Origin of the sequence: Pontibacter pamirensis, from assembly GCF_010015475.1 — a bacterium.
Lineage (GTDB): Bacteria > Bacteroidota > Bacteroidia > Cytophagales > Hymenobacteraceae > Pontibacter > Pontibacter pamirensis.
This window is the reverse complement of record NZ_SSNI01000020.1, coordinates 54,605-74,486: the sequence shown is the minus strand read 5'-3', so window position 1 is coordinate 74,486 and position 19,882 is coordinate 54,605. Positions and strand designations below refer to the sequence as shown.

At 48.6% G+C, this 19,882-nt stretch carries 19 protein-coding genes; 14 read left to right on the top strand and 5 right to left on the bottom strand.

Going from position 1 to position 19,882, the window contains the following annotated elements; genetic code table 11:
* Positions 1 to 17: 17 nt before the first annotated feature.
* Genes E1919_RS16665 through E1919_RS16655 form a run of 3 tightly spaced genes read right to left on the bottom strand, consistent with a single transcriptional unit; the run spans position 18 to position 3,941 of the window.
* Positions 18 to 1,145, bottom strand: coding sequence for an AAA family ATPase (locus tag E1919_RS16665; protein WP_162054540.1), 1,128 nt, complete (start codon positions 1,143 to 1,145; stop codon positions 18 to 20).
* 1 nt (position 1,146) lies between these two features.
* Positions 1,147 to 2,397 (bottom strand): restriction endonuclease subunit S, encoded by a 1,251-nt coding sequence (locus E1919_RS16660; protein ID WP_202915925.1) that lies wholly within the window; start codon positions 2,395 to 2,397, stop codon positions 1,147 to 1,149.
* Positions 2,394 to 3,941, bottom strand: a complete 1,548-nt coding sequence (locus tag E1919_RS16655) for a type I restriction-modification system subunit M (protein WP_162054539.1) — start codon at positions 3,939 to 3,941, stop codon at positions 2,394 to 2,396. The genes E1919_RS16660 and E1919_RS16655 overlap by 4 nt, the downstream gene beginning before the upstream one ends.
* 649 nt (positions 3,942 to 4,590) lie before the next feature.
* On the opposite strand from E1919_RS16655, the gene E1919_RS16650 reads away from it, so the two are divergent.
* The 3 genes from E1919_RS16650 to E1919_RS16640 all read left to right on the top strand — a co-directional run bounded on the left by E1919_RS16650 (position 4,591) and on the right by E1919_RS16640 (position 7,567).
* Complete coding sequence (locus E1919_RS16650) at positions 4,591 to 5,409, top strand: tyrosine-type recombinase/integrase (RefSeq protein WP_237144537.1); 819 nt, start codon at positions 4,591 to 4,593, stop codon at positions 5,407 to 5,409.
* Positions 5,409 to 6,551 (top strand): IS91 family transposase, encoded by a 1,143-nt coding sequence (locus tag E1919_RS16645; RefSeq protein WP_162054538.1) that lies wholly within the window; start codon positions 5,409 to 5,411, stop codon positions 6,549 to 6,551. Before E1919_RS16650 ends, E1919_RS16645 begins: the two co-directional genes overlap by 1 nt.
* Positions 6,552 to 6,940: 389 nt before the next feature.
* Entirely contained in the window at positions 6,941 to 7,567 is a 627-nt protein-coding gene (locus E1919_RS16640; protein ID WP_162054537.1) for a recombinase family protein, read from the top strand.
* 472 nt (positions 7,568 to 8,039) lie between these two features.
* Here E1919_RS16640 and E1919_RS16635 read toward each other — a convergent pair whose 3' ends face one another.
* Both E1919_RS16635 and E1919_RS16630 read right to left on the bottom strand, forming a co-directional pair.
* A complete protein-coding gene (locus tag E1919_RS16635; RefSeq protein ID WP_162054536.1) occupies positions 8,040 to 8,732 on the bottom strand; it encodes a flotillin-like FloA family protein in 693 nt (230 codons plus the stop codon).
* A 50-nt stretch (positions 8,733 to 8,782) separates the two neighbouring features.
* A complete protein-coding gene (locus tag E1919_RS16630) occupies positions 8,783 to 9,274 on the bottom strand; it encodes a hypothetical protein (protein ID WP_162054535.1) in 492 nt (163 codons plus the stop codon).
* 796 nt (positions 9,275 to 10,070) lie between these two features.
* On the opposite strand from E1919_RS16630, the gene E1919_RS16625 reads away from it, so the two are divergent.
* The 11 genes from E1919_RS16625 (at position 10,071) to E1919_RS16575 (ending at position 19,830) form a co-directional block, all read left to right on the top strand.
* The gene (locus tag E1919_RS16625; protein ID WP_162054534.1) at positions 10,071 to 10,220 is read left to right on the top strand and encodes a hypothetical protein; all 150 of its coding nucleotides are present in this window, start codon (positions 10,071 to 10,073) and stop codon (positions 10,218 to 10,220) included.
* A complete protein-coding gene (locus tag E1919_RS16620) occupies positions 10,217 to 10,708 on the top strand; it encodes a hypothetical protein (protein WP_162054533.1) in 492 nt (163 codons plus the stop codon). The genes E1919_RS16625 and E1919_RS16620 overlap by 4 nt, the downstream gene beginning before the upstream one ends.
* A gap of 3 nt (positions 10,709 to 10,711) precedes the next feature.
* A complete protein-coding gene (locus E1919_RS16615; RefSeq protein WP_202915924.1) occupies positions 10,712 to 11,680 on the top strand; it encodes a lytic transglycosylase domain-containing protein in 969 nt (322 codons plus the stop codon).
* A gap of 3 nt (positions 11,681 to 11,683) precedes the next feature.
* Positions 11,684 to 13,411 (top strand): transglutaminase-like domain-containing protein, encoded by a 1,728-nt coding sequence (locus E1919_RS16610; protein ID WP_162054532.1) that lies wholly within the window; start codon positions 11,684 to 11,686, stop codon positions 13,409 to 13,411.
* A 48-nt stretch (positions 13,412 to 13,459) separates the two neighbouring features.
* On the top strand, positions 13,460 to 14,029 hold the full coding sequence (locus E1919_RS16605) for a hypothetical protein (protein WP_162054531.1): 570 nt from the start codon (positions 13,460 to 13,462) through the stop codon (positions 14,027 to 14,029).
* Positions 14,030 to 14,093: 64 nt separating this feature from the next.
* Positions 14,094 to 14,543 carry a hypothetical protein gene (locus E1919_RS16600; RefSeq protein ID WP_162054530.1) on the top strand — a complete coding sequence of 150 codons (450 nt, stop codon included), beginning with the start codon at positions 14,094 to 14,096 and terminating at the stop codon, positions 14,541 to 14,543.
* Positions 14,544 to 14,644: 101 nt separating this feature from the next.
* Positions 14,645 to 15,250 carry a hypothetical protein gene (locus E1919_RS16595; RefSeq protein WP_162054529.1) on the top strand — a complete coding sequence of 202 codons (606 nt, stop codon included), beginning with the start codon at positions 14,645 to 14,647 and terminating at the stop codon, positions 15,248 to 15,250.
* Between the two features lie 95 nt (positions 15,251 to 15,345).
* Positions 15,346 to 15,708 carry a hypothetical protein gene (locus E1919_RS16590; protein ID WP_162054528.1) on the top strand — a complete coding sequence of 121 codons (363 nt, stop codon included), beginning with the start codon at positions 15,346 to 15,348 and terminating at the stop codon, positions 15,706 to 15,708.
* A 3-nt stretch (positions 15,709 to 15,711) separates the two neighbouring features.
* Positions 15,712 to 16,035 carry a hypothetical protein gene (locus E1919_RS16585; protein WP_162054527.1) on the top strand — a complete coding sequence of 108 codons (324 nt, stop codon included), beginning with the start codon at positions 15,712 to 15,714 and terminating at the stop codon, positions 16,033 to 16,035.
* Positions 16,036 to 16,037: 2 nt separating this feature from the next.
* Positions 16,038 to 16,901 (top strand): hypothetical protein, encoded by an 864-nt coding sequence (locus E1919_RS16580; RefSeq protein WP_162054526.1) that lies wholly within the window; start codon positions 16,038 to 16,040, stop codon positions 16,899 to 16,901.
* A 7-nt stretch (positions 16,902 to 16,908) separates the two neighbouring features.
* Complete coding sequence (locus E1919_RS16575) at positions 16,909 to 19,830, top strand: tail fiber domain-containing protein (RefSeq protein WP_162054525.1); 2,922 nt, start codon at positions 16,909 to 16,911, stop codon at positions 19,828 to 19,830.
* The last annotated feature ends 52 nt before the right edge of the window (positions 19,831 to 19,882 follow it).

The following is a 19,882-nucleotide window of genomic DNA, read 5'->3' as shown; positions in this document are numbered from 1 at the left end:
TCGAATAATATCTTTTTTTAGCTATTGCGCTGTTTAAACCGATAATTTTGACTCGTTTCTCTCACTAAGAATTCCAAAACACGCTTATCATTTTCTGTCAGATCAATTGTTTCTTCACCTGCATGTTTTGAGTGACTTGAGATATTTATAATTCGTGCCTCATAGGGATTTGGTCTTCCATCGTCGCCTGGAGGTAACAGTTCAGTCCAATCTTGATAACCCAGAAATGTCGAGGTTTTTTCTAAAATATTTCTGAGAAAATTAAAGTGATACTTATTCAACAGCCCCGTCACAATGGCTTTTTCAAGCTCGGCTTTGAGATAAAGATGATACGAAAACGGTGAATCATGGGGTTGTGGTACTAATTCATATTCACCATCTTCATATTTTTTTAGAAGATATTTTTTAAATCTATCTTGTTTGAACTCATTGTGGAGCACATTATAAAAAAGGGGGTTATGTGTAGTGATGATAAATTTAACTGTAGATTGACTAGATTTAATCAAACGCGCTAAATCTGCGGCCAATTCAATCAAATGATTTTCATCTAATGAACTGATCGGATCATCAATAAATACATACTCCAACTGATTAAACTGATTTGTTTCACGCTCGCCTGGTTCAGCTACATTTAGCACTTCAATTACCTGTTCAAGCAGGCTATAAAATACACTCCAAATAAAATTACTTTCCTCACCTTTTGAAATCTTGATATTCTCAGACCGTTCATTATTGCCACGTTCAAAAGAGAATGTGACTTCAGAAAAATCCTCACTAAAATGAGGGGTTAATTTTTCATCAGTGTAATGCTGAAAATTAGCAACAATATTTCGGTCTTGACCTTGATCTTGAAGTACCCATTGAGTAAAAGAGTTAGGTTGGATTTTTAATTTTGGCTCCGTATCAAGATGTAAATCATTATCCCAATAGAACAAGTCTTCGGTAAATGCATTGTAATAAAAGATTTTTGGGCCATATGGCTCAGTTTGTTCTATATCTTCATCGCTATCGGTTTTTGGTGCAATTAACTGTTTAAACTCACGTGATAACCGGGTTTTACCCGAGCCATTAAAAGCATAAATCAATTGAACTTTTTTATTGGCAGCATTGAGTTCCTGCGCAATTTCTGTTAACGAAAGTCCCATTTTATGCCTCTATTTCTACTTTTAAAAAACTTAACAGCAAATCGCGATAATACTCATATTGTTGTTGACGTAATCTAATTTCGCGCGGTAAGCATTCATTGATTGAGTTGGTTAATGCATTGAATTTATCCAAGTTAGAAACGATGCGCTCTTGTTCTGCGAGTGGGGGGATAGGGATATTAATTTTTGCCATATCAGTTGCTGACACATCAATAACTTTAGTCCCTTTTGCATATTTTCTCTTTTGGTTTGTAAATGCAGTTGTTTGAGTAAAATAGGCAAAATACTTCCCTAAAATAATTTTGCTTGGTTTAAAGATTGTCGCATGTCCACCAGTAACTGCTTGTACCTCACCGAGATAAACCATTGCCTTACCAACATCTTCTAAGTTTTCACTTGTATTTGTTATGACAACATCACCAGTATCAACTTTTCTTAAAGTTTTAGCCAATTCAGGTGAAACAAAGGATTTAGTTTCTGTCGCACATATGCCGTAATAAGTATAGATCTGTCCATAGTGAATAGCAGGCACACCCGTTTCAGTAAAGTCTTTCTTCTGTAATCCATTACCACGAATCAACTCGCCAACTTCTCCTAATGATTTCCAATCGACTTTGCCTTCTTTAAAGGTTAATAGTTGGTCGCGATAAAAGTTGTATTGTTTTTTTCGAGTTGAGAGCTCAGTTTTAAGCTCAACTTTAAGGTGAGTTATATCCGTTGTGAACTCGTCCAAAATGCGAACAATTTCAGCTTGTGTATCCAGAGGTGGTATGGGGATTTTAGCTTTGCTTAAGCCATTCGCATTTATCGCAGAAATTTTTCCCGAAGAGATACGTTTTTTTATTTGTTCATGGAAAAACTTGGTTCTTAAAAAATACGATACATACTTAGGATTTAATGTGCTTTTATAGGAAAAACAAGCATCGTGAATAACAACATTTGTATCTCCCAGCCAAGCTGTGCCTATCCCAATATCTTCAATAGTTTCGCCTGCTGCAACAATAATAACATCGCCGTGATTAGCAACTCTTAATTTCGAAGCTAAATCTTTATCAATAAATGATTTAGCCTCTTTTGCCCAAATGTTGTAATGCGTATACATTTCTCCATAATGAATACAAGGAAAGCCTTCTGATATTATATCAGTTTTTACAAATCTTTTTCCTCTTACAAACTCACCAACTTCTCCCAAGGTTTTCCATTCAACCTCAACACCTTTAAGCACTTTATTCATAATTCTCGTATCACTCATGCTTCAATCTCCGCAATTAGGGTGTTAATCTCGGCACGTAAATGGTCAATCTTCACTACAGTATTTTTAAGCTCTGCATTCAGCTTAGCAATATCAATCACTTCGCGGGTATCTTCGGGTACTACATAAGAGCTAACCGATAGGTTGTAGGCGTTGGCGGATATCAAATCGTGTTCTACAGATAGGGCAAAATATGGAACATCGTCTTTATTGTCGAAGGTTTCCATAATTTGCTCTATGTGTCTATCGGTGAGTACGTTGTTTTTGGTTTCTTTTCTATAATAATTGCTGGTACTGGCGTCGATAAATTGAATTTTGTTGTCTGTTTTGTGTTTAGAAAGCACCAGGATATTGACAGCAATGGAGGTCCCAAAAAATAAGTTAGGTGCTAATGCAATCACAGTTTCGACGTAGTTGTTATCCACTAAATATTTGCGGATTTTCTGCTCGGCACCACCACGGTAAAAAATACCTGGGAAGCAGACAATAGCTGCGCGGCCTTTGCTAGATAAATAACTCAGCGCATGCAGCACAAAGGCAAAGTCGGCTTTGGACTTGGGCGCTAACACGCCTGCGGGGGCAAAGCGTTCATCATTGATAAGGGTTGGGTCATCGCTGCCAATCCAGTTCACCGAATAGGGCGGGTTAGACACAATGGCATCAAAGGGTTTTTCATCGCCAAAATGCGGATCTAACAGGGTGTTGCCTAGCGCAATATTGAACTTGTCGTAGTTAATGTTATGCAAAAACATATTCATACGCGCAAGGTTATAGGTGGTGTGATTAATTTCCTGTCCAAAAAAACCTTCTTCAATGATATGGGCATCAAAGTGTTTTTTGGCTTGTAATAATAACGAACCTGAACCTGCTGCTGGGTCATAAATTTTATTGACGGTTTTTTGTTTGTGCATCGCCAGTTGTGCAATAAGCTTTGACACGTTTTGCGGGGTAAAAAATTCGCCTCCGGATTTACCGGCATTGGCGGCATAGTTAGAAATTAAGAACTCGTAGGCATCGCCAAACAGGTCAATTTGGTTTTCATGAAACTTGCCAAAACCAAGCCCCGCCACACCTTTTAGTACTGCAGCTAAGCGTATGTTTTTTTCGGTAACGGTGTTGCCTAGACGGTTACTAGTGGTATCAAAATCGGCAAATAAGCCTTTAATATCCAGTTCGGATGGGTAGCCACTAGCCGAGCTTTCAATGTCGTAAAATATATTGGCTAAATCGGTGTTCAGACTGTCGTTCTTATTGGCATTCGCGGCAATGTTTACAAACAGCTGGCTGGGGTAGATGAAATAACCTTTGGTTTTGATGGCATCGTCTTTGATTTCTGCAGTGATAACATCATCAGAGAGCGCGGCATAATTTACGCTTTCATCACCGCCTTCAATGTAACTGGCAAAGTTCTCGCTAATAAATCGGTAGAACAATGTACCTAATACATACTGTTTAAAATCCCAGCCATCGACTGAGCCACGAACCTCATTCGCAATTTGCCAAATTTGGCGTTGTAGTTCTGCCCGTTGTTGGATACTTGTCATTGTAAAATTCCTGTTTAAATTCAATTTAAATATACGTTAGCTCATTACCGGCTTAGCGTTATAATGAACAAAGATACTCGAATCTAATCACTTATTTTAAGCGGAATGGCCTTATGCTTTACAAGTAAAATTCCATTACCAAGGGGAGGGTGGCAAATGAGTGCCGGAGGGTGTGGGGCTTGGCGTTCGCCTTTATACTTGCCTTGGCAACACAGGCCTGAAGACATTGTGTGTGCTGTCCACGGTGCACGATAATACCGTAAGGGAAAGAAAGCGTATCAGAATAATCCCCTCTGAAACTCACTACATAAAAAGCCTGTTTAAGCAGCTACTTTGCCTGGTGCCTTACTATAAAAGTGTATCGCGAAAACCAAATGATTTAATAAGCACAGGCTTAAGAATGACTAAAGACCAGGAAAAAATCTACAGAAACAGTTTCGTTCTGTTATTCCTCATTCTCTGCTGCTGCACAATGTTGCACTAAACCTTCGGTAGATGTTTTAAAAAGCAGCCGGATAAGAGTTACCTTTTGATTCACATTTAACTCTTACATAAAGATGAAAAAAAAGAGCCTACTCTCATCCAGACTGCCTGCTCTAATGTAGCGGGATTCACTGAGCTTTACGAGAAGTTCTCCAAAAAAATCACCGTGGCCGGACGCGGCCAGAGCACCCTGAAAAACTACAGCCACCACCTGGCCAAGGTGGCTCTGCACTTTAACTGCCTGCCCACCCGGCTCGACCCCGACCAGCTCAACGACTACCTCTACCTGGTCAAGCAGGAGCACAACACCCCCTCCAACTCCTACTTCAAGTTCACCGTCTACGCCCTGCGGTATGTCTTCCGCATGGAGGGCCTCAAGGACAAGCGAATCGAGCTGCCTACCCTGCGGCGCGATCGCAAGCTGCCCGTCGTACTGAGCAAACCCGAGGTTCGGAAACTGCTCTGCGCGCCCAAACTCCTCAAGCACCGCGTGCTCATCGCCACCCTCTACGGCTGCGGGCTGCGCTGCGCCGAGGCCTGCAACCTCCGCCTCTCAGACCTGGACTTTGACCGGCAGATGCTGCACGTGCGTCAGGGCAAGGGGGGCAAAGACCGCTACGTGCCCCTGAGTGAGCACCTGGTGCGCGGCCTTCAGACCTACATCCAGGCCGAGTGCCCCCAGACCTGGCTCTTCAACGGCCAGGTGCAGGAAAGCGAGGAGGGGCTCCGTGACAGGCGCTACAACACCGCTGGCGTGCAGTGGGTGGTGCGCTCGGCCCGCCAGGCGGCCGGTATCCACAAGCAGGTCACCCCGCACACCCTGCGCCACACCTTCGCCACCCACCTGCTCGAGGACGGCCTGGACATCGTCTCCATCAAGGACCTGCTGGGCCACGCCTGCATTGACACGACCATGGTCTACCTGCACGTGGCCCAGAGCGGAAGGAGAAAGCCCTTCTCGCCGCTCGACACCCTCTACCTGTAGTGCGCCCACGACACGAGGTGGCCCAGGTGCTCAGGACCCATTGGCAACAGGTGGAGTCCTGTACCGCCATCAACTCCTGGCAGCTGCGCACGCTCTCTGCCATCATGCGCTGCCGCACTGCTGACATGGGTGGGCACGTGGACGCCTGCACCGGCTGCGGCCAGGTCCGCCTCAGCTACAACTCCTGCCGCAACCGCCACTGCCCCAAGTGCCAGGGCAGAAAGCGGGAGGAGTGGATACAGGCAAGGGAGGCGGAGCTTCTGCCCGTGCCCTACTTCCACGTGGTTTTCACCCTGCCCGGCACCCTCCACCAGCTGGCCCTGCATAGCCCCCGCATCATCTACGACACCCTCTTTGAGGCGGCCTGGAAGACGCTGCTCACCTTCGCTACCGATTCCAAGCACCTGGGTGCCCGCCCCGGTATGGTGGCCGTTCTCCACACCTGGGGCCAGACCCTCTCCCTGCACCCCCACCTGCACTGCATCGTACCCGGAGGCGGGCTCACGGAGCGGGGCAAGTGGAGGTCGGCAAGAGGCAAGGGCAAGTACCTCTTCCCGGTAAAGGCCATGAGCCGGGTGTTCCGGGCAAAGTACGTGCAGGGTCTGAAGGAAAGGCTGCCGGAAACAGGCAGGGAGCTGGTGAACGCGCTGTTCAAAAAGGAGTGGGTGGTCTACGCCAAGCGCCCCTTCTCCGGGCCGGAGAGCGTGGTGGAGTACCTGGGACGCTACACCCACAAGATCGCCATCTCCAACCACAGGATAAAGGATGTGGGCGAGCGGACGGTGAGTTTCGCCTACAAGGACTACCGGCAGGGAGCCCGCAAGCTGGAGATGCAACTGGAGGGGATGGAGTTCATCCGCCGCTTGGCCCTGCACATCCTGCCAAAGGGCTTTGTCAGGATACGCCACTACGGCATACTCAGCGGCACTGTCAAGGCTGCGGCAATACCTGCCATCAGAGAGCAGCTGCCACAGGAAAAGAAACCGAAAGCGAAGGTCCGCCAGACAGAGGAGTACAACCCGCTCCTGTGCCCCTGCTGCAACAAAGAGACGATGGTCACCCTGCAGGTGCTGCCCAAGCGGGGGCCGCCGCAGGGCATCAGGACAGGCAGGCAGTACAGGGAATACGAGAAGGGACTATAAAAAAAGCCACCGGAAAGGCGGCCTGGCGCAGCTATGCCCATAGCAGAGTAAAAGACATGAAAAAAGCGGGGCACCTCTTTGGAAAACAGCAAAGAGCACCTCTTTATACCTCTTCAGGCTCACATCCGTTGAGCTGGCCGGCTACCAGACAGCCCCAGACAAGTAGCGCAGGCAAACATCTTCCGACTTAAAACCCATAACGCATCGCACGGTTAGTGCAACCACGGCTTCATTGTCGGCACTCCGTACCCAACGAAGCCTTAGTTGTTAGCAGTACATTTTAGGGTAGAGTGGATTGGGTAAACATTTGTAGCCCTCACAACCGGTATCGGGTTAATCGCTTTCGCTTCAACATTAGCAGCGCTGCCGGATAAATATTTTGAAGATAAATGACACCAGTAGCAGTTTTTGTAAGAGTATCGAAAGGTGGCCAAGACTTCGCCAGGCAGGTAGCGGATCTGCAAGCGTACAGTGAGCAGCAAGGCTACATTGTAATCGAGACCATATCTGAAAAGATAAGTGGCGCTAAGAAAAACGAGCACCGGAAAGCTATACAACGGCTACTGGAGCTAGCTGAATCAGGAGCCATACAAAAGGTTCTGGTAACGGAAATCTCCAGGTTAGGCCGCAATACTCTGGAAGGCCTGAAAGTGCTGGAGCGGCTAAAGAACCTAGGGGTAGCAGTGTACCTGCTGAACCGCAACATCGAAAGTCTTTCTCCAGGAGGTAAGCAGGACCCTATAGCTAAACTGTTCTTCACAATTATGCTGGAGTTTGCCGAATGGGAGCGTGAGACAATGATAGAACGCATACATTCTGGACTGGATGAAGCCAGGAGAAAGGGTAAAACCTTGGGAAGGAAGAAAGGAACAGTTAAGACAAATGAGCAGTTTCTGCAAGATCATACTTCTGTCATCAAACAACTAAAGGCTGGTAAAAGCATTCGGGATGTAGCGGCTATTTGTGGTGTAGGCACAGCAACCGTTCAAAAGGTAAAGAAAGCAATGGCTGTATAGCTATTTATCGCTCACTCACTGCACCTCGTTTTGCCTTAGTTCTAAATATCAGAATAGAAATTTTTCAAGTGCCTATTGGAAGCCTAAAACATATAGGTTTTTATATATATTTCTTGAGCCACTTTTGTTATATTTAGCCCTCATACTATAATACTTTTTTTTGGTGAGAGTAATGGCAATTACGCGGATTCCTACTTATAATAAGTCAAGGCTTGCTGATCTCTATGGTATCAATGTAAAAGCCTTGAATTCCTGGTTTCAGGATGAGGATTTTCTCAAAGAATTTGGCAAATATAGGGGAAAAGTATTTAATCCTAGACAGGTCAGGGTAATCGTAAAGCATTTTGGACCCTTCCAAGGGTATCAGCTACCAGTAGACTTAAGGTAGAAGATAATCAATATTAGTTGCTCGGTTATAGATATTGGCTGATAACGGATTTGGACAGGCTAAGAGCGAGGCGTCAGCCGAGCATTAAGCCTGTGCTGTGTTACCTCCAGTTTTTCTTATTTCAATTTTTTGACCAACTAAAACACCTTCCAACTCGCTTTCCCAAAAGCTTATCGGCAATATGTTCTGGCGAATAAATGATTCTGTTTTGAATACATCTGTTTCTTCCCAACTGCTTAAAAACATGCTCAGTTTGTTTTTTATCTTCGGAGCCAGGTTCTCATTCAAATCTTCTATCCAAACTGAATTGGGAAATACATACTTATAATTCGCTCTATATCTTATCGTTATCTTGCCGTTTGACAAATCCTTAATTTCAATTGAACTTTCAATATCAGAGTTTTTAATTTCATACTTCAAATCTTTACCAGCTAAATCAATAGCAGATAGTGTAGCAAAATCCACATCTTTCTGTCTCTTTTGTAATTCGAGGATTCCTCTTCTTACATTTTCTAAGTTTCCGCCAGCCAAGTAATGATTTACTAACTTTTCTATTTGGACTTGCTTTAAATCCAGTATTCCTTTCGCACCTACCAGAAAGTCTTTTTTTATGCAAAAGCCATTTTGAACAATTAATGCTTCGTCCTTAGTTAATTCGAGACCAAATGATTTAGCCCTGTATTTTGCAAAATAGATTGGAAATTGCTTCACTAACCATAAGCCCCCTCCAAAGAATGTCAGTAGTATGAGAACTAATAATATAAAGTCTGTATTCATCGACTCTTTCGTTCTTTGAATTTGAGGTAACGGTTGGGCTAATGCACGTTTTAATGTGCATTAGGTGGTGTTGGGCTAAGCTTTTTTTTGAATATCTTTTTCTTTGTGTACAGAAGATAAGGTTCATCTTTCCTGGGAATAAATTCACTCTCTTCCAATGTAACAAGTCTTTCATCCTCAAGCTCAAGAATATCGAAAACATTATATTTCCTTCTCAATGTGCCTTGCTCAATAGTTGTAGTATCAGGTATTAGGACTACCGTTTTCAATCCTCTTTTAGGATTGAAATGAACAAAATACTTTCCTTCATATTCCCCTCCTACATCGCCCTGCCACCATTTGAAGTCAAAATCTTCTTTGTTGATAAATCTTATTATTTCGGTTTGATTACCACTTTTTTGGATACCAATTCTAACAGTTGACACACTATCCAGTTCCCAAGTACCAATCAGGATATTTTGAGTTTTCAGAATCTCTTTATTTGGCGTATCACATCCTAATAGAATGAAAACAGAAAATATAAGTACTAAATGTTTTTTCAATTTATATCTCTAAGTTTTGCCCAACTACTGGATATGCGTGAACATACGGTTATCTGCACTATGTATGGAATAGGCTCCCTTCTCTTTTAGTTGGTCCGGAGCTCCCATGGAAGTTTTATGTTTTTCACTGAAATGTATCGCTTCATAAATTTAGAAAATTATATAGAACCTACATCTTCTTAGGATTTATATTATGCTTTGTAAGCTACGGAAGTTTACAAAGAATGATTTTTAATCGGCAAAACAACATTTGTATTCCTTCGCTGATGGCGTTATTGCCATAATACAATAGCATTTATACGCAATATTTGCTATCATCAAGTGTAGGTTTGCTAATAGTAAATAGCCTTTCAAATTTTATCTACACCAATGCCCTGCTAACTTAACGGGGCAACGGCTTGTGTTGCGCTCTTTGCAGACTGGAGAGTCGGAAAAATCCACAGAGGTCTTCAGAATCAAACCCTAAATTCCCTTTATCCCCTCTTAAGCAAGGTTACTGATAGATGTCTCCTTGAGCTCCCTAAAAGTCTACCAAAACAGCCTCAAACAGTCACTTTCCACTATAATCTGCCTTAGTTTTCGATAAGTTCCCGGGCTGGAAAAGCAGCAAACGGCTCCCCTTACATTTGGATCATCAACAACGAGAAAACAAAAGTAGAACGATGATTCGCTCCCTTTTTCAATGATTAACGAAGCAATGCCCCCAGGGATGAATGCCCTACTAGGTCTTACACTAAACCTGTTAACCTTCTGTGTCGGAACCATATTCTCCCTGAGCCAAATACCGGATACCGCGATGGCTATAATCTCTATACCTGGTTCCCTGGAGGTGGCCTTTTACGGCGCCCTGGGCGGTATTGCTTCAATCACTGCCAAGTACGCAGTCGAGATATGTATCAAAGTCCTTTCCCACTACTGGGAGAAGCATAAAAACCCGAACCAATGAACGCATTAGCCGTGGTAGGCACTCTGGCTGCCCTGTACTTTATACTGGACTTCATCAGCGGCACCAGGTCCGCTGTTGATGGCCTGAAGGTTTACGTCACGCACCCTTCCAGGCTCCGCATAAGCGGCGGGATGATTCTACTGGACGTGATGGTGAACATTGACAACAATTCGTCTCACTCGCTGCCGATACAGGCCCTGCAGGTGTCTGCCTTCAGCAAGACAGGCAATGCCTGGACAGAGTTCGCCAGCTCATCCCCAACGCTTTCCAACATCGTCATCAAGCCGTTTGCCACGACACGTTTCCCTGTGCCCATGCAAACCTCTCTTTTCAATGCAGGCACAGAGCTCTACAACCTCCTGCTAAACAGGGGCTCAGGGCAGTTTAAATTCTCGGTTGCGCCTACTTTCATGGGCTTTCGGATACCCCCGGTTGAAACGGGCGTGTTTGAGTTCAACGCAGGGAGCTTTGTAGGGGAGAAGTCATAGGAAATGGCGAGAGGTGGACAAAAAGCGGCCATTTCCAGTGGACAGCGGGTGGACAGCCCACGTGGGCGGAAAGCGGGCAGTAAAGCCGCATCAAACAACGGTGAGCTGGCAAAGTGGCTGTTGGCCGGTGGCGCACTGGCTGCATTAGCCTACGCCACGCAGGATACCGACCCTCTGACCGCAGCGGCAAAGGAAAGCAGGACCATTCAGTTCGTATCAGCCTATGCGCTGAACGACAACGGCCACAACCGCTACAGCAACATGGCTGGATTAGGCGAGGCCGGTAACAAGAAGCTAAAAATCAGCACGGTGCCGGTCCCCATGGTGGACCATGCCCACTACACGACAACCATGCTGCCGATGATACAGAAGCAGCTGGAGGCAATTGACGCCAGGTACGGTGACACCATTTTCGCTGTGCAGGGCGTGACCAGGGTGCCCTATGACCTCATCAAGGCGATTATGTACATCGAAAGCGGTGGTGACCCGAAGGCCGTCTCCCATGCCGGTGCAGTAGGCCTCATGCAGCTTCTCCCAGACACAGCCACCATGGTCGTGGCCATGGAAAACATCAAAAAGCGGCTGAGTGACTATGAAAAGGACTGGATACGCGAGACGCTGGGCAGAAGGCTCGATGAGGGGATTCTGAAAATGCGCGACCTGGGCACCCCTGTAAATGCCCTGGGGATAGCGAAAAACAAGTTCGTGGTGAAGGATGACCTCTTTAAGCCGGAGTTCAACATTCTGCTGGGGGCACTTTTCCTGGGCATTCTCCTGGACGAGAGCAAAGAGGCCAGCGGACTTTACCGCGTGGACAAAGTGGTTGTCCGCTACAACATGGGCTACTTCGCCATGAAGAAGGGACGGGCAATGGTCGGATCCCCCAACCAGTTGGTGGCCATGCTGCCAAAGGAGCCAGCCTCCTACGTGAAAAAGCTTGTCGGGAAAAACGGTCTCCTGACCCTGGTATAAGCCATGCAAGCCAAACACAAGAGAAGCATACACTCCGGAAGGGAGTTTAACCGGTATTTTGACCTGAGCCGGCTGCAGCGCAGTGACCCTGTGCTGCTAAACAGGGGGGACGTGTTTGACACCATCCTGGAAATGGCCCGGATAGTGAAAAACACGCTCCCCGACACGAAGGGCATCGCCCCTGTACTGAAAGGCAGCACGCTGGAGCAGACGTGCCACAACATCTTCGACTTCGTGTACTCGCACATTCAGTACACGCTCGACAAGCCAGGCGTGGAGCAGCTGCGCAGGCCGCTGCGGTCCTGGGCAGACAGAGCCGCAGGCGTTGACTGTGACTGCTACAGCATCTTTATCTCCTCGATTCTGTCAAACCTGGGCATAGAGCACTATTTCCGGATGACAAAATACCAGGGGGACTGGCAGCACATCTACGTGGTTGTGCCCATGAAACCTGGAAAAGCCCCGGGCGCAAGGCACACCTACTACACTATTGACTGTGTGGTGGACAGCTTTGACCACGAAGTACCATTTAGCCAAAAACACGACAAGAAAATGAGCCAATTGCAATACCTCAACGGGTTAGGGAGTGTCACACCTGGTTTCGGTGCCGAGTTCATCGGCTTTGGCAACAGTGCCTTGTCCGGTTACCTGGGTGCAACTGACGCTGCCGTGGGCCTATATGCGGACTTCCTGGGCCGGCTGAAGCTTCACCTGCAGAACACGCTGACGCAGCTGAAGGCCAACCCGAAGGCCATGCCGAAGGGAGTCCTCCTGAGGCCCCAGCTGGAGAGCCTGCTCAGGGTTTGGGACGATGCGCCATCGCGTGATGCCTTGCTCGACAAACTGGAGAGGGAAGAGGCCTCCATAAGCACCCTCAGTGGACTGGGAGAGTTGGGGGGACTGTTCTCCAGCATCAAGAAAGGCATTCAGAACGCGACGAGCTGGGTGGGTGACAAGGTTTCCACTGCTGCCAAATCCGTCGCCAGTACCACAACGAAAGTTGTAAAAGCCGTGGGCACAGGCGTGCAGAACGCCGCAGCGTGGACCGGTGACAAAGCCGGTGACGCCTGGAGTGGTGTGAAGCAGGCCGCAGAATGGACATTTGACAAGGTGGTGCAGCTCAACCCGCTGACCGTGCTAATGCGAAACGGGCTCTTGCTTGCCTTCAAGATAAACCTCTTCCGCATGGCAGAGCGCCTGGGGTACGGCTACTGGAGTGAATCAGAGGCTGTTTCCAAAGGACTGGAGGTAAATGAATACCGCAAGCTGAAGGCAAAGCTGGATGATGTGCACAAGCTCTGGCGGGGCCTGCAAGGTGACGAGGATTCCCTTAAGAAGAACATCCTGCAGGGATGGAACCACGGCACCCAAAAGCATGGTGGCGTGCGTAGCCTGGGTGAGGCCGCCACAGCAGCCACAACCACCGCAGCAACCCCGCTTATCGTCAAAATAGTGGACTGGCTGAAGTCGGTTGACTGGGGCAGGCTCTTCTCCATGGTAAAAGGCGCGAAGCCCGATACCGACTTTGCCGCTGCCAACAACGTGCCTGCGGGCTTCGTGCTGCCAGCCAGCGAGCAGGAGTACTTAGCCAACCAGCAGCAATACGCCCAGTACACTACGTCCCCAACGGCGCCGAAACCGGAATCAGGTGGGGACAGCACGGCGCTCATACTAGGGGGGCTGCTTGTGGCAGGGCTGCTGCTGGCATCCTCCGGAGGCTCCAAAAAGTAGCCCCGTAACACAGCTTACACCCTGTAACACTTCTTCGAACATGAAAAAATGACTTCTTCCATTGGGCGTGTTTCTGCCCTTCAGATTGCCTATGACGTGCCCCTGCGTGAGGAGGCATCCTTTTCACCGGCTCCGGCGAGAGCCCCTCTGACTTACCCTGTTTCGTCTGCTGGCACCATGTCGTCCATGACAGAGGTGCTTCAAAGCAAGCACCTGCTTGACAAGGTGAGGTCACTGCAACCGGCCTCGCCGCCGATCGCCCCTAAAACAACTGTACCACAGCTAAAAACAGCAGTAATGCCTGTGAATCTTCCCTGCAACACCCATGCGTGTACCTCCCCTGCCAGCTCACCGAGCACGGTTCAGGCGATGACTGCGACACAACCGGCGGCTCCCTTACCGGCCCCGAAGCCGAAAGAGGCCGCTTTTCCCTGGTGGCTGCTTTTAATCGGTGCCGGCGTAGCCTTCAGCCTTAGCCAAAAGAAGGAAAGCAAAAGTGACCTTTCCGGAATTGGACGCGGAAACAGCGTGGGCAAAAAGCGGCCAGCGAAAGCCGCTGCCCATGGACAGAAAGCGGACAATAAGCGGACGGGCAAAGTGCTTAAAATGACCCTTTAAGCGGCTTCTCTTCCTTCAAACTCAACCTGTATTACTTCATAAACCCTCAATTTCCTTTTTTAACATGAAATTCAACTCTAAATCCGCACAAAGCAGTGCCACCAGCGCGGGCGCTGTAGTAGGAGGCACTATCCTGGGGCACACGGCCCTGAAAATGATCCGTGAGAAAGCCCCGGAGAAAATCGGCAAGCACGCCGCCTTGATCCTGACGGTGGCAGCCGTGGCAGCCCCGGCCCTTATCGCTGTCAAATCCAACGTGGTGGCCGATGTCATAACCGGAGTGGCCGTGGCCGGTGCCATATCCAGCATCAACGGCTTCTCCCAGGATGAGACAGGCGCCCTTGCCACCTCCGGCTTCAAGGGGATGCTTGCCAAGCACGTGCCGCAGCTGGGAAACATCGAGGCGATTTACACCGAGCCTGCGCAGACGCTGATGCTCGCCGGTGATTTCCAGAGGGCTTCCAGCTTCGCTGAGCCTTCTCAGAACGCCATGCAAATGCTGATGGCGGGCTAACTATTATACGCCAGCACCTTCTAGTTCAAATCCAAACCCCCGTGGCTGGTAGAGCCGACACAACTTTAACACCATTTCCAACTTTTAGCCAAATCTCTACAATGAGACAATCACTTTACTTAGTAGGCCAGGTGGCCGTTCTTGCCGCTTTAGGCTTAAACATCCAGGACGTGTCAGCGCTGGAGCGCTCTGGCCTGCAACTCAATAACGGGCACCAGTACCTCCGCCTCAACATCACCAACAAAGGCGGTATCGTGGAGCTGCTGGACACCAACACGCGCCAGGTAGACGGTGAGTCCACCTTCAACGGCATGACCCTGGAGGAAGGTGTCAACATTGCCCTGGAGAAGATCCGCTTCGGCTATGCCACGTCCGCCACTGCAGGCGGCGAGACGGACCCCACGCTGCTCAGGTACAGCAACCTGTATGACGATGTGCCAGCCGTGCTTGCAAATGCTGACCTGGTCATCACCCAGCAAGGTAAGGACATTCTGTCTGTGCCGGTTCGCAACCTGCTGGTAGGCTCGAAAAGCGAGAGGACTGCAGGCGCTGTCGATGCCTATGAGTCCGACGTTATTCGCGTGCTTCGCTCCAAGACCCCGGTCAAAATCTCCCTGAGGTTCCCGAAGGGCGCAAGCATCGGCAACGCAGCCAACCACTTCATCGAGCTTCACCTGATAGGTGCCGCCACAGCCCGCAAGGGTTAGCATTAGCCGACCCCAATTCTTAAGTGCCGCTCCTGCAAAGCGCATCCTGCAGGAGTGGTCTTATCAAATTATTAATCACCTTTTTTTATCAGAAAATGGCTAACCGTTCACAAACACATACAGTGATTATCCCTGCAGGCGCAACGGGAATCCGTGAAGAGCAAATCTTGCTTGACCAGGATTTTGAGCAATGCAAAGGCGTTGCTGTTTACGAAAACGCTGATGGTGGCATCCCTAACTACAAAATAGGCCTAAAGGATTCTGCTAGAACCTACCAGGAGCAAACACACAAAAACGATTGGATTATTAGCACAGAGGTAGCGCCAAAAGACCGCTACAAGCCGATGATTCTACCGACAAACGGCACAAAGCTGACTATCCGGACTGAATTGCCAGTAGCGGCAGTATCGGACGTGAGCTATGATATCGTCTTTCTTCTGGAAGGAAAAAGACAATAACGGATGGCAGCCACTATACAAACAGAAGAATACTTCTCCGAACCATTCCAGACAGACATAGACGGCTGCTTGAAGTTCACGGTGGAGAACAACAGTAATACATGGCTGCTTCTATCATTTGACAAGGGTGGCCACTGGATTAAGGTAAAAGCCGATTATGGCCGAGAGTTCGAGGCCGGTTCAGGTGAGACTTACGAGGGTGTGATGTATGCCAAGTTCGGGGAGTTATACACCGAGCCAGGTGAGCCAGCGCCAGCCGAAGACGTGGTACCATTTACGAACTGCGTGATAATAAAGAATGTGTGGAAGTGCCCAAACAATAACTAACAATGTCTGCAGGTGGATTAAGGCCTCTTTCCAGGGGCGGTAAAGGCAATAGCCTCATTAACATTGACGTGATCGGTAGAAATTTCGACTACCCTACGCAATTCAACCAAGAACACAAGTACAGAACGGCAAAGGATTTTGTCACAGCCTACCTTATCAAAGAGCTGCCTCCACTTGCTACCATTGCTGGACACTTCAGATTGAACGGCAGCGTTGCATTCGTGCCTTTCTCAACTATTGAGCGTGGTACCATTGTAGATGAAGTTCGCATAACTGCCAACGCAAGGAGCCAGGTAAACTCACCCGACCTTGCAGAGCTTAGTATCGGTGGTGGCGCATTACCGGCTCTTACTTCCTTCGGTGAGGGAGGAATAAGGGATTCAGGCGCTATTTACGCTTACGACACAGCCCTAGTGCTCAACACTCCAAAGAGTTACACAGCAAGGGCTAAAGACTTGAAAGATGTGCTGTCAACGCAGCCTTCCACTACCTGGGGCATTGGCGTGAAAGCATGGTACGGTAAGGGAGAGGCCACAGGAGCCGCCATTACCGAAGCCTGGGTACGCGCCAACCTGCAGAAGCACTCCAGCTTCAACGGGCACATGCCTTCTGTCACCGTCACACCAGGTTCAAACGACTACATCTATTACTTAGCACCGGTTGCCTGGGGACTGAAAGTGTTTGAGTTCCTGGGTTCTGACCAGACCAACCCCGAAAGCGCTACGAGGGTGCGAGTAAGGACCGACAATGAAATGCTGAACGGCATCACACAGGCAGAGGCCACAGAATACTTCGTGATTCGCTCCCTGGGGCAAGGCCTGGGTGGGGGATCTTCTTACACCTTCCAATTAGGAAACATAGGATAAGCACAGCATGACACAGATATCTTCAATCGTAGCAGGAACAAAGTTTCCAGCGCCAATAGGACTTACTGACGACCAGGTACAAAAAGGCGTTCCTTTGGGCGATGGAGGCCTTATGCGCGGCACTCCTAAATTCGTTGCTACGCTTGCCGAGCTGGAGGCATACCCTGTTGAGCGATTGATGCCACGAAACGAGGGCACCGTGTACGCTGACCCTGTGAAGGCCAACAACGGGCTGTACCTCTTGTCTGAGGATTTGACAACCTGGACCAAAGCATCTAACCTTGCCGCTGCAGCGCACATCAACAGAGTGCAGGGGGGAACGCACCTGTACGACACCATTGCCGAGCGAAACGCCATTCCGCTAGATTTAAGGTATTTGGGCATGAACGTGAAAGTGTGGGAAGGTGGCAGGGAGGCCGGAAACGGCATCAACCCGACACAGGTAGCCTACATTCTGCTAGGCAAGAAAACGCCATTAGTGCCTGCAGGCTACACCTTTAACGGTGTGACAAAGCCTGCTTACACTATTTACGAAATTGTTGAGTACACCGGACTTTACGACAACCATCCGGACTATGATCCTGGTAACCCTTCCGCATCGCAGACAAACACAAGATTTGGTTTTGCTGCAGAGGTAGACTACTTCTTCGCTGACACACGTCCGGATGCACTGTATCAGATGAACTTTGTGCAGCTGATGGAGGATAGCGGCATTTTCAGCGTGAAGGGCGACGAAGAACACTGGTACTATGAGAAGTACTACTACCAGGAGGAAATAGATTCTGATGGCGATGGCGTGGTGGATTCCTACCGTGGCTATACGCTATTGGATTACCCGCCATACGATATGCCTGTTCGCATACTGGATGTAACGCCAGGTACACCGGAAATACCTGCAGGGCGTGACCTGATGGGCATTACTGAGGACCAAAGCGATGTATGGGCACCGCTTCCGGTACAGGCAGCCGTGACCTACACGACTTTTGAGGAAATGAAGGAGTTCCGGAACAAAGGACAGTTGGAGAAATACACCTACTATGCCTATGAGTACTCTTGCTGCTACATTCAAAATGGCACAAAGCTATTCACGGATGCCAATTCAGAGCACCAGAAAGAGCTGATGATATGCTTTGCCACGGACGCTAACAAAATCTCCAACATCGTGCAGTCTGCCAAACACCCGGGGGACGTGATAAGCATGTTATTCGATGCGGGAATTGGTGGCGTACCACACCACTACGGCTTTATGGAGTTCCGCTTTGACCCTTACTTGAATATAACAGGGGGATTTGACTGGAGAAGCATGAAGGTGGCGCGATACATGGTAGGTGGCATCAAACATGACCTGGTTACCAAAGTGAGCGAGAGCTTGTTCGCTGTAACGCCAATTCTTTTTTGGCCTCCTAATCACACGACCATACCGCATGAGTACTTTATTGACTTCGGCACAGCGCCATTGTCAAACACTGCAGCACCGAGCTTAGAGGTTCGGGCAACTAACGATGCCGCAACAGTATATAGGCTACCGCTTGTTGACCTAAACGGACAGCCAGTAGGAGCCAACCAGATACGGACAATAGTAGGAGCCACAGGCAAAGCGCATGTTTACAAGTCTCAGCCGCTTAACGCGTGGGTTCTAGCTTCTTCTGCAGACGAAGAGGCGATTGTAAAAGACCTTCCGCTTCTGACACCTAACCCTGACACAAACGGGGCAACGGTGGTAAGGCAGCTATACCGCAACGCAGAGCTGCTTCCGACTGGTGGCGTTCAGTTGTTCGATATCATACAAGGTATTGGCTCAGGAGCGAGGAACATTGACATAGGCGCTAATAATGGCTTCGGGCGTAACCCTAACATACTGCTTCATAGCAAAAGAGGGGGAGCGGTTGCACAAGACGTGTATTTCGGAGGTGGTTGTGAAAACGTAACGGTGGTAAGGGTGGATGGCGAGAATATTGGCAATGTCCGCGTCGGCAGACTATGCAAGGATATTGTGACAATAGGTGCCGTAGCGAGAGTGGAGGTGCCAGCTTTTAGCGAGAAAGTGCTTTTAGCAGGTAACTCGCACCGCACGTTGACCTTTGTTGAGGAACCAGGAGCAAAGCCCCTGTCAAACGTGGTTCTCTTTGCCCCGAAACAAGATTCAACTTTACGGGCAATAGACCTTTCCTTTAAGCTGCTATCACACTTCACGATGATAGTGCGCGGTGTGGGCTTTGTGCAGGCACAGTTGGGAGAGGCAGAGCAAAGCAACATCTACATTCACACCCTTTTTAACCGCGTAAGGATTGGCCGATTCTCAAAGAAGGTGTTTGAGCGTGGTTCCTCCTGGGAAAGTGTGGAGTATATCGGTTCAAGCCACTTGCCTACAGGACTTATGCAGCCGCAGTGGTTCCGTGGCACCATTCAAAGCCGGATGATAGTTGATACCGACGGTACAATCTTCAACACACAGCCAGCGGCAGGGCAGAACACAGACAAGCTCCTGAGCATCGACCCTCTTACGGGTGAGGTACGCACATTGGCCTATCCTGCTTCACAGCAGGTAAACGGTGTGGTAGATGCCACACCGAACACCATAGCGCAACGTGACAACCTGGGAGGCCTGTTTGCCACAGAGTTCACGCTAGTCTCTGATGCGAGGCTGAAAACGGACCTGGAAAAGATTACGCCAGAGCAGGCGCTTAACATGGTGCGGCAGCTTTCCAGCTACTACTACAGAAGGAACGACATAGACAATGCTCCGCTTGAAATCGGCTATTTGGCGCAGGAGGTACAGGGCATTGTGCCTGAGCTGACCAAGCAAATCAACCACGAGCTGTACGACGATGCCCTGGGTGTGAACTACTCCAGAGCCGTGACCCTGCTTGCACCGGCTTTGCAGGCACTCTATGAGCGCATCCTATCACTTGAAAAGCAGCTTAAATAGCCGCAATTCTCATGTTTCAATATCTACTCATGTTTGAATACCTGAAATTTCT

Bases quoted from the DNA above. Each gene is read 5' to 3' on its own strand.
- E1919_RS16665 (WP_162054540.1), bottom strand. From the start codon at position 1,145: ATGGGACTTTCGTTAACAGAAATTGCGCAGGAACTCAATGCTGCCAAT.
- E1919_RS16660 (WP_202915925.1), bottom strand. From the start codon at position 2,397: ATGAGTGATACGAGAATTATGAATAAAGTGCTTAAAGGTGTTGAGGTT.
- E1919_RS16655 (WP_162054539.1), bottom strand. From the start codon at position 3,941: ATGACAAGTATCCAACAACGGGCAGAACTACAACGCCAAATTTGGCAA.
- E1919_RS16640 (WP_162054537.1), top strand. From the start codon at position 6,941: ATGACACCAGTAGCAGTTTTTGTAAGAGTATCGAAAGGTGGCCAAGAC.
- E1919_RS16635 (WP_162054536.1), bottom strand. From the start codon at position 8,732: ATGAATACAGACTTTATATTATTAGTTCTCATACTACTGACATTCTTT.
- E1919_RS16625 (WP_162054534.1), top strand. From the start codon at position 10,071: ATGGCTATAATCTCTATACCTGGTTCCCTGGAGGTGGCCTTTTACGGC.
- E1919_RS16620 (WP_162054533.1), top strand. From the start codon at position 10,217: ATGAACGCATTAGCCGTGGTAGGCACTCTGGCTGCCCTGTACTTTATA.
- E1919_RS16615 (WP_202915924.1), top strand. From the start codon at position 10,712: ATGGCGAGAGGTGGACAAAAAGCGGCCATTTCCAGTGGACAGCGGGTG.
- E1919_RS16610 (WP_162054532.1), top strand. From the start codon at position 11,684: ATGCAAGCCAAACACAAGAGAAGCATACACTCCGGAAGGGAGTTTAAC.
- E1919_RS16605 (WP_162054531.1), top strand. From the start codon at position 13,460: ATGACTTCTTCCATTGGGCGTGTTTCTGCCCTTCAGATTGCCTATGAC.
- E1919_RS16600 (WP_162054530.1), top strand. From the start codon at position 14,094: ATGAAATTCAACTCTAAATCCGCACAAAGCAGTGCCACCAGCGCGGGC.
- E1919_RS16595 (WP_162054529.1), top strand. From the start codon at position 14,645: ATGAGACAATCACTTTACTTAGTAGGCCAGGTGGCCGTTCTTGCCGCT.
- E1919_RS16590 (WP_162054528.1), top strand. From the start codon at position 15,346: ATGGCTAACCGTTCACAAACACATACAGTGATTATCCCTGCAGGCGCA.
- E1919_RS16585 (WP_162054527.1), top strand. From the start codon at position 15,712: ATGGCAGCCACTATACAAACAGAAGAATACTTCTCCGAACCATTCCAG.
- E1919_RS16580 (WP_162054526.1), top strand. From the start codon at position 16,038: ATGTCTGCAGGTGGATTAAGGCCTCTTTCCAGGGGCGGTAAAGGCAAT.
- E1919_RS16575 (WP_162054525.1), top strand. From the start codon at position 16,909: ATGACACAGATATCTTCAATCGTAGCAGGAACAAAGTTTCCAGCGCCA.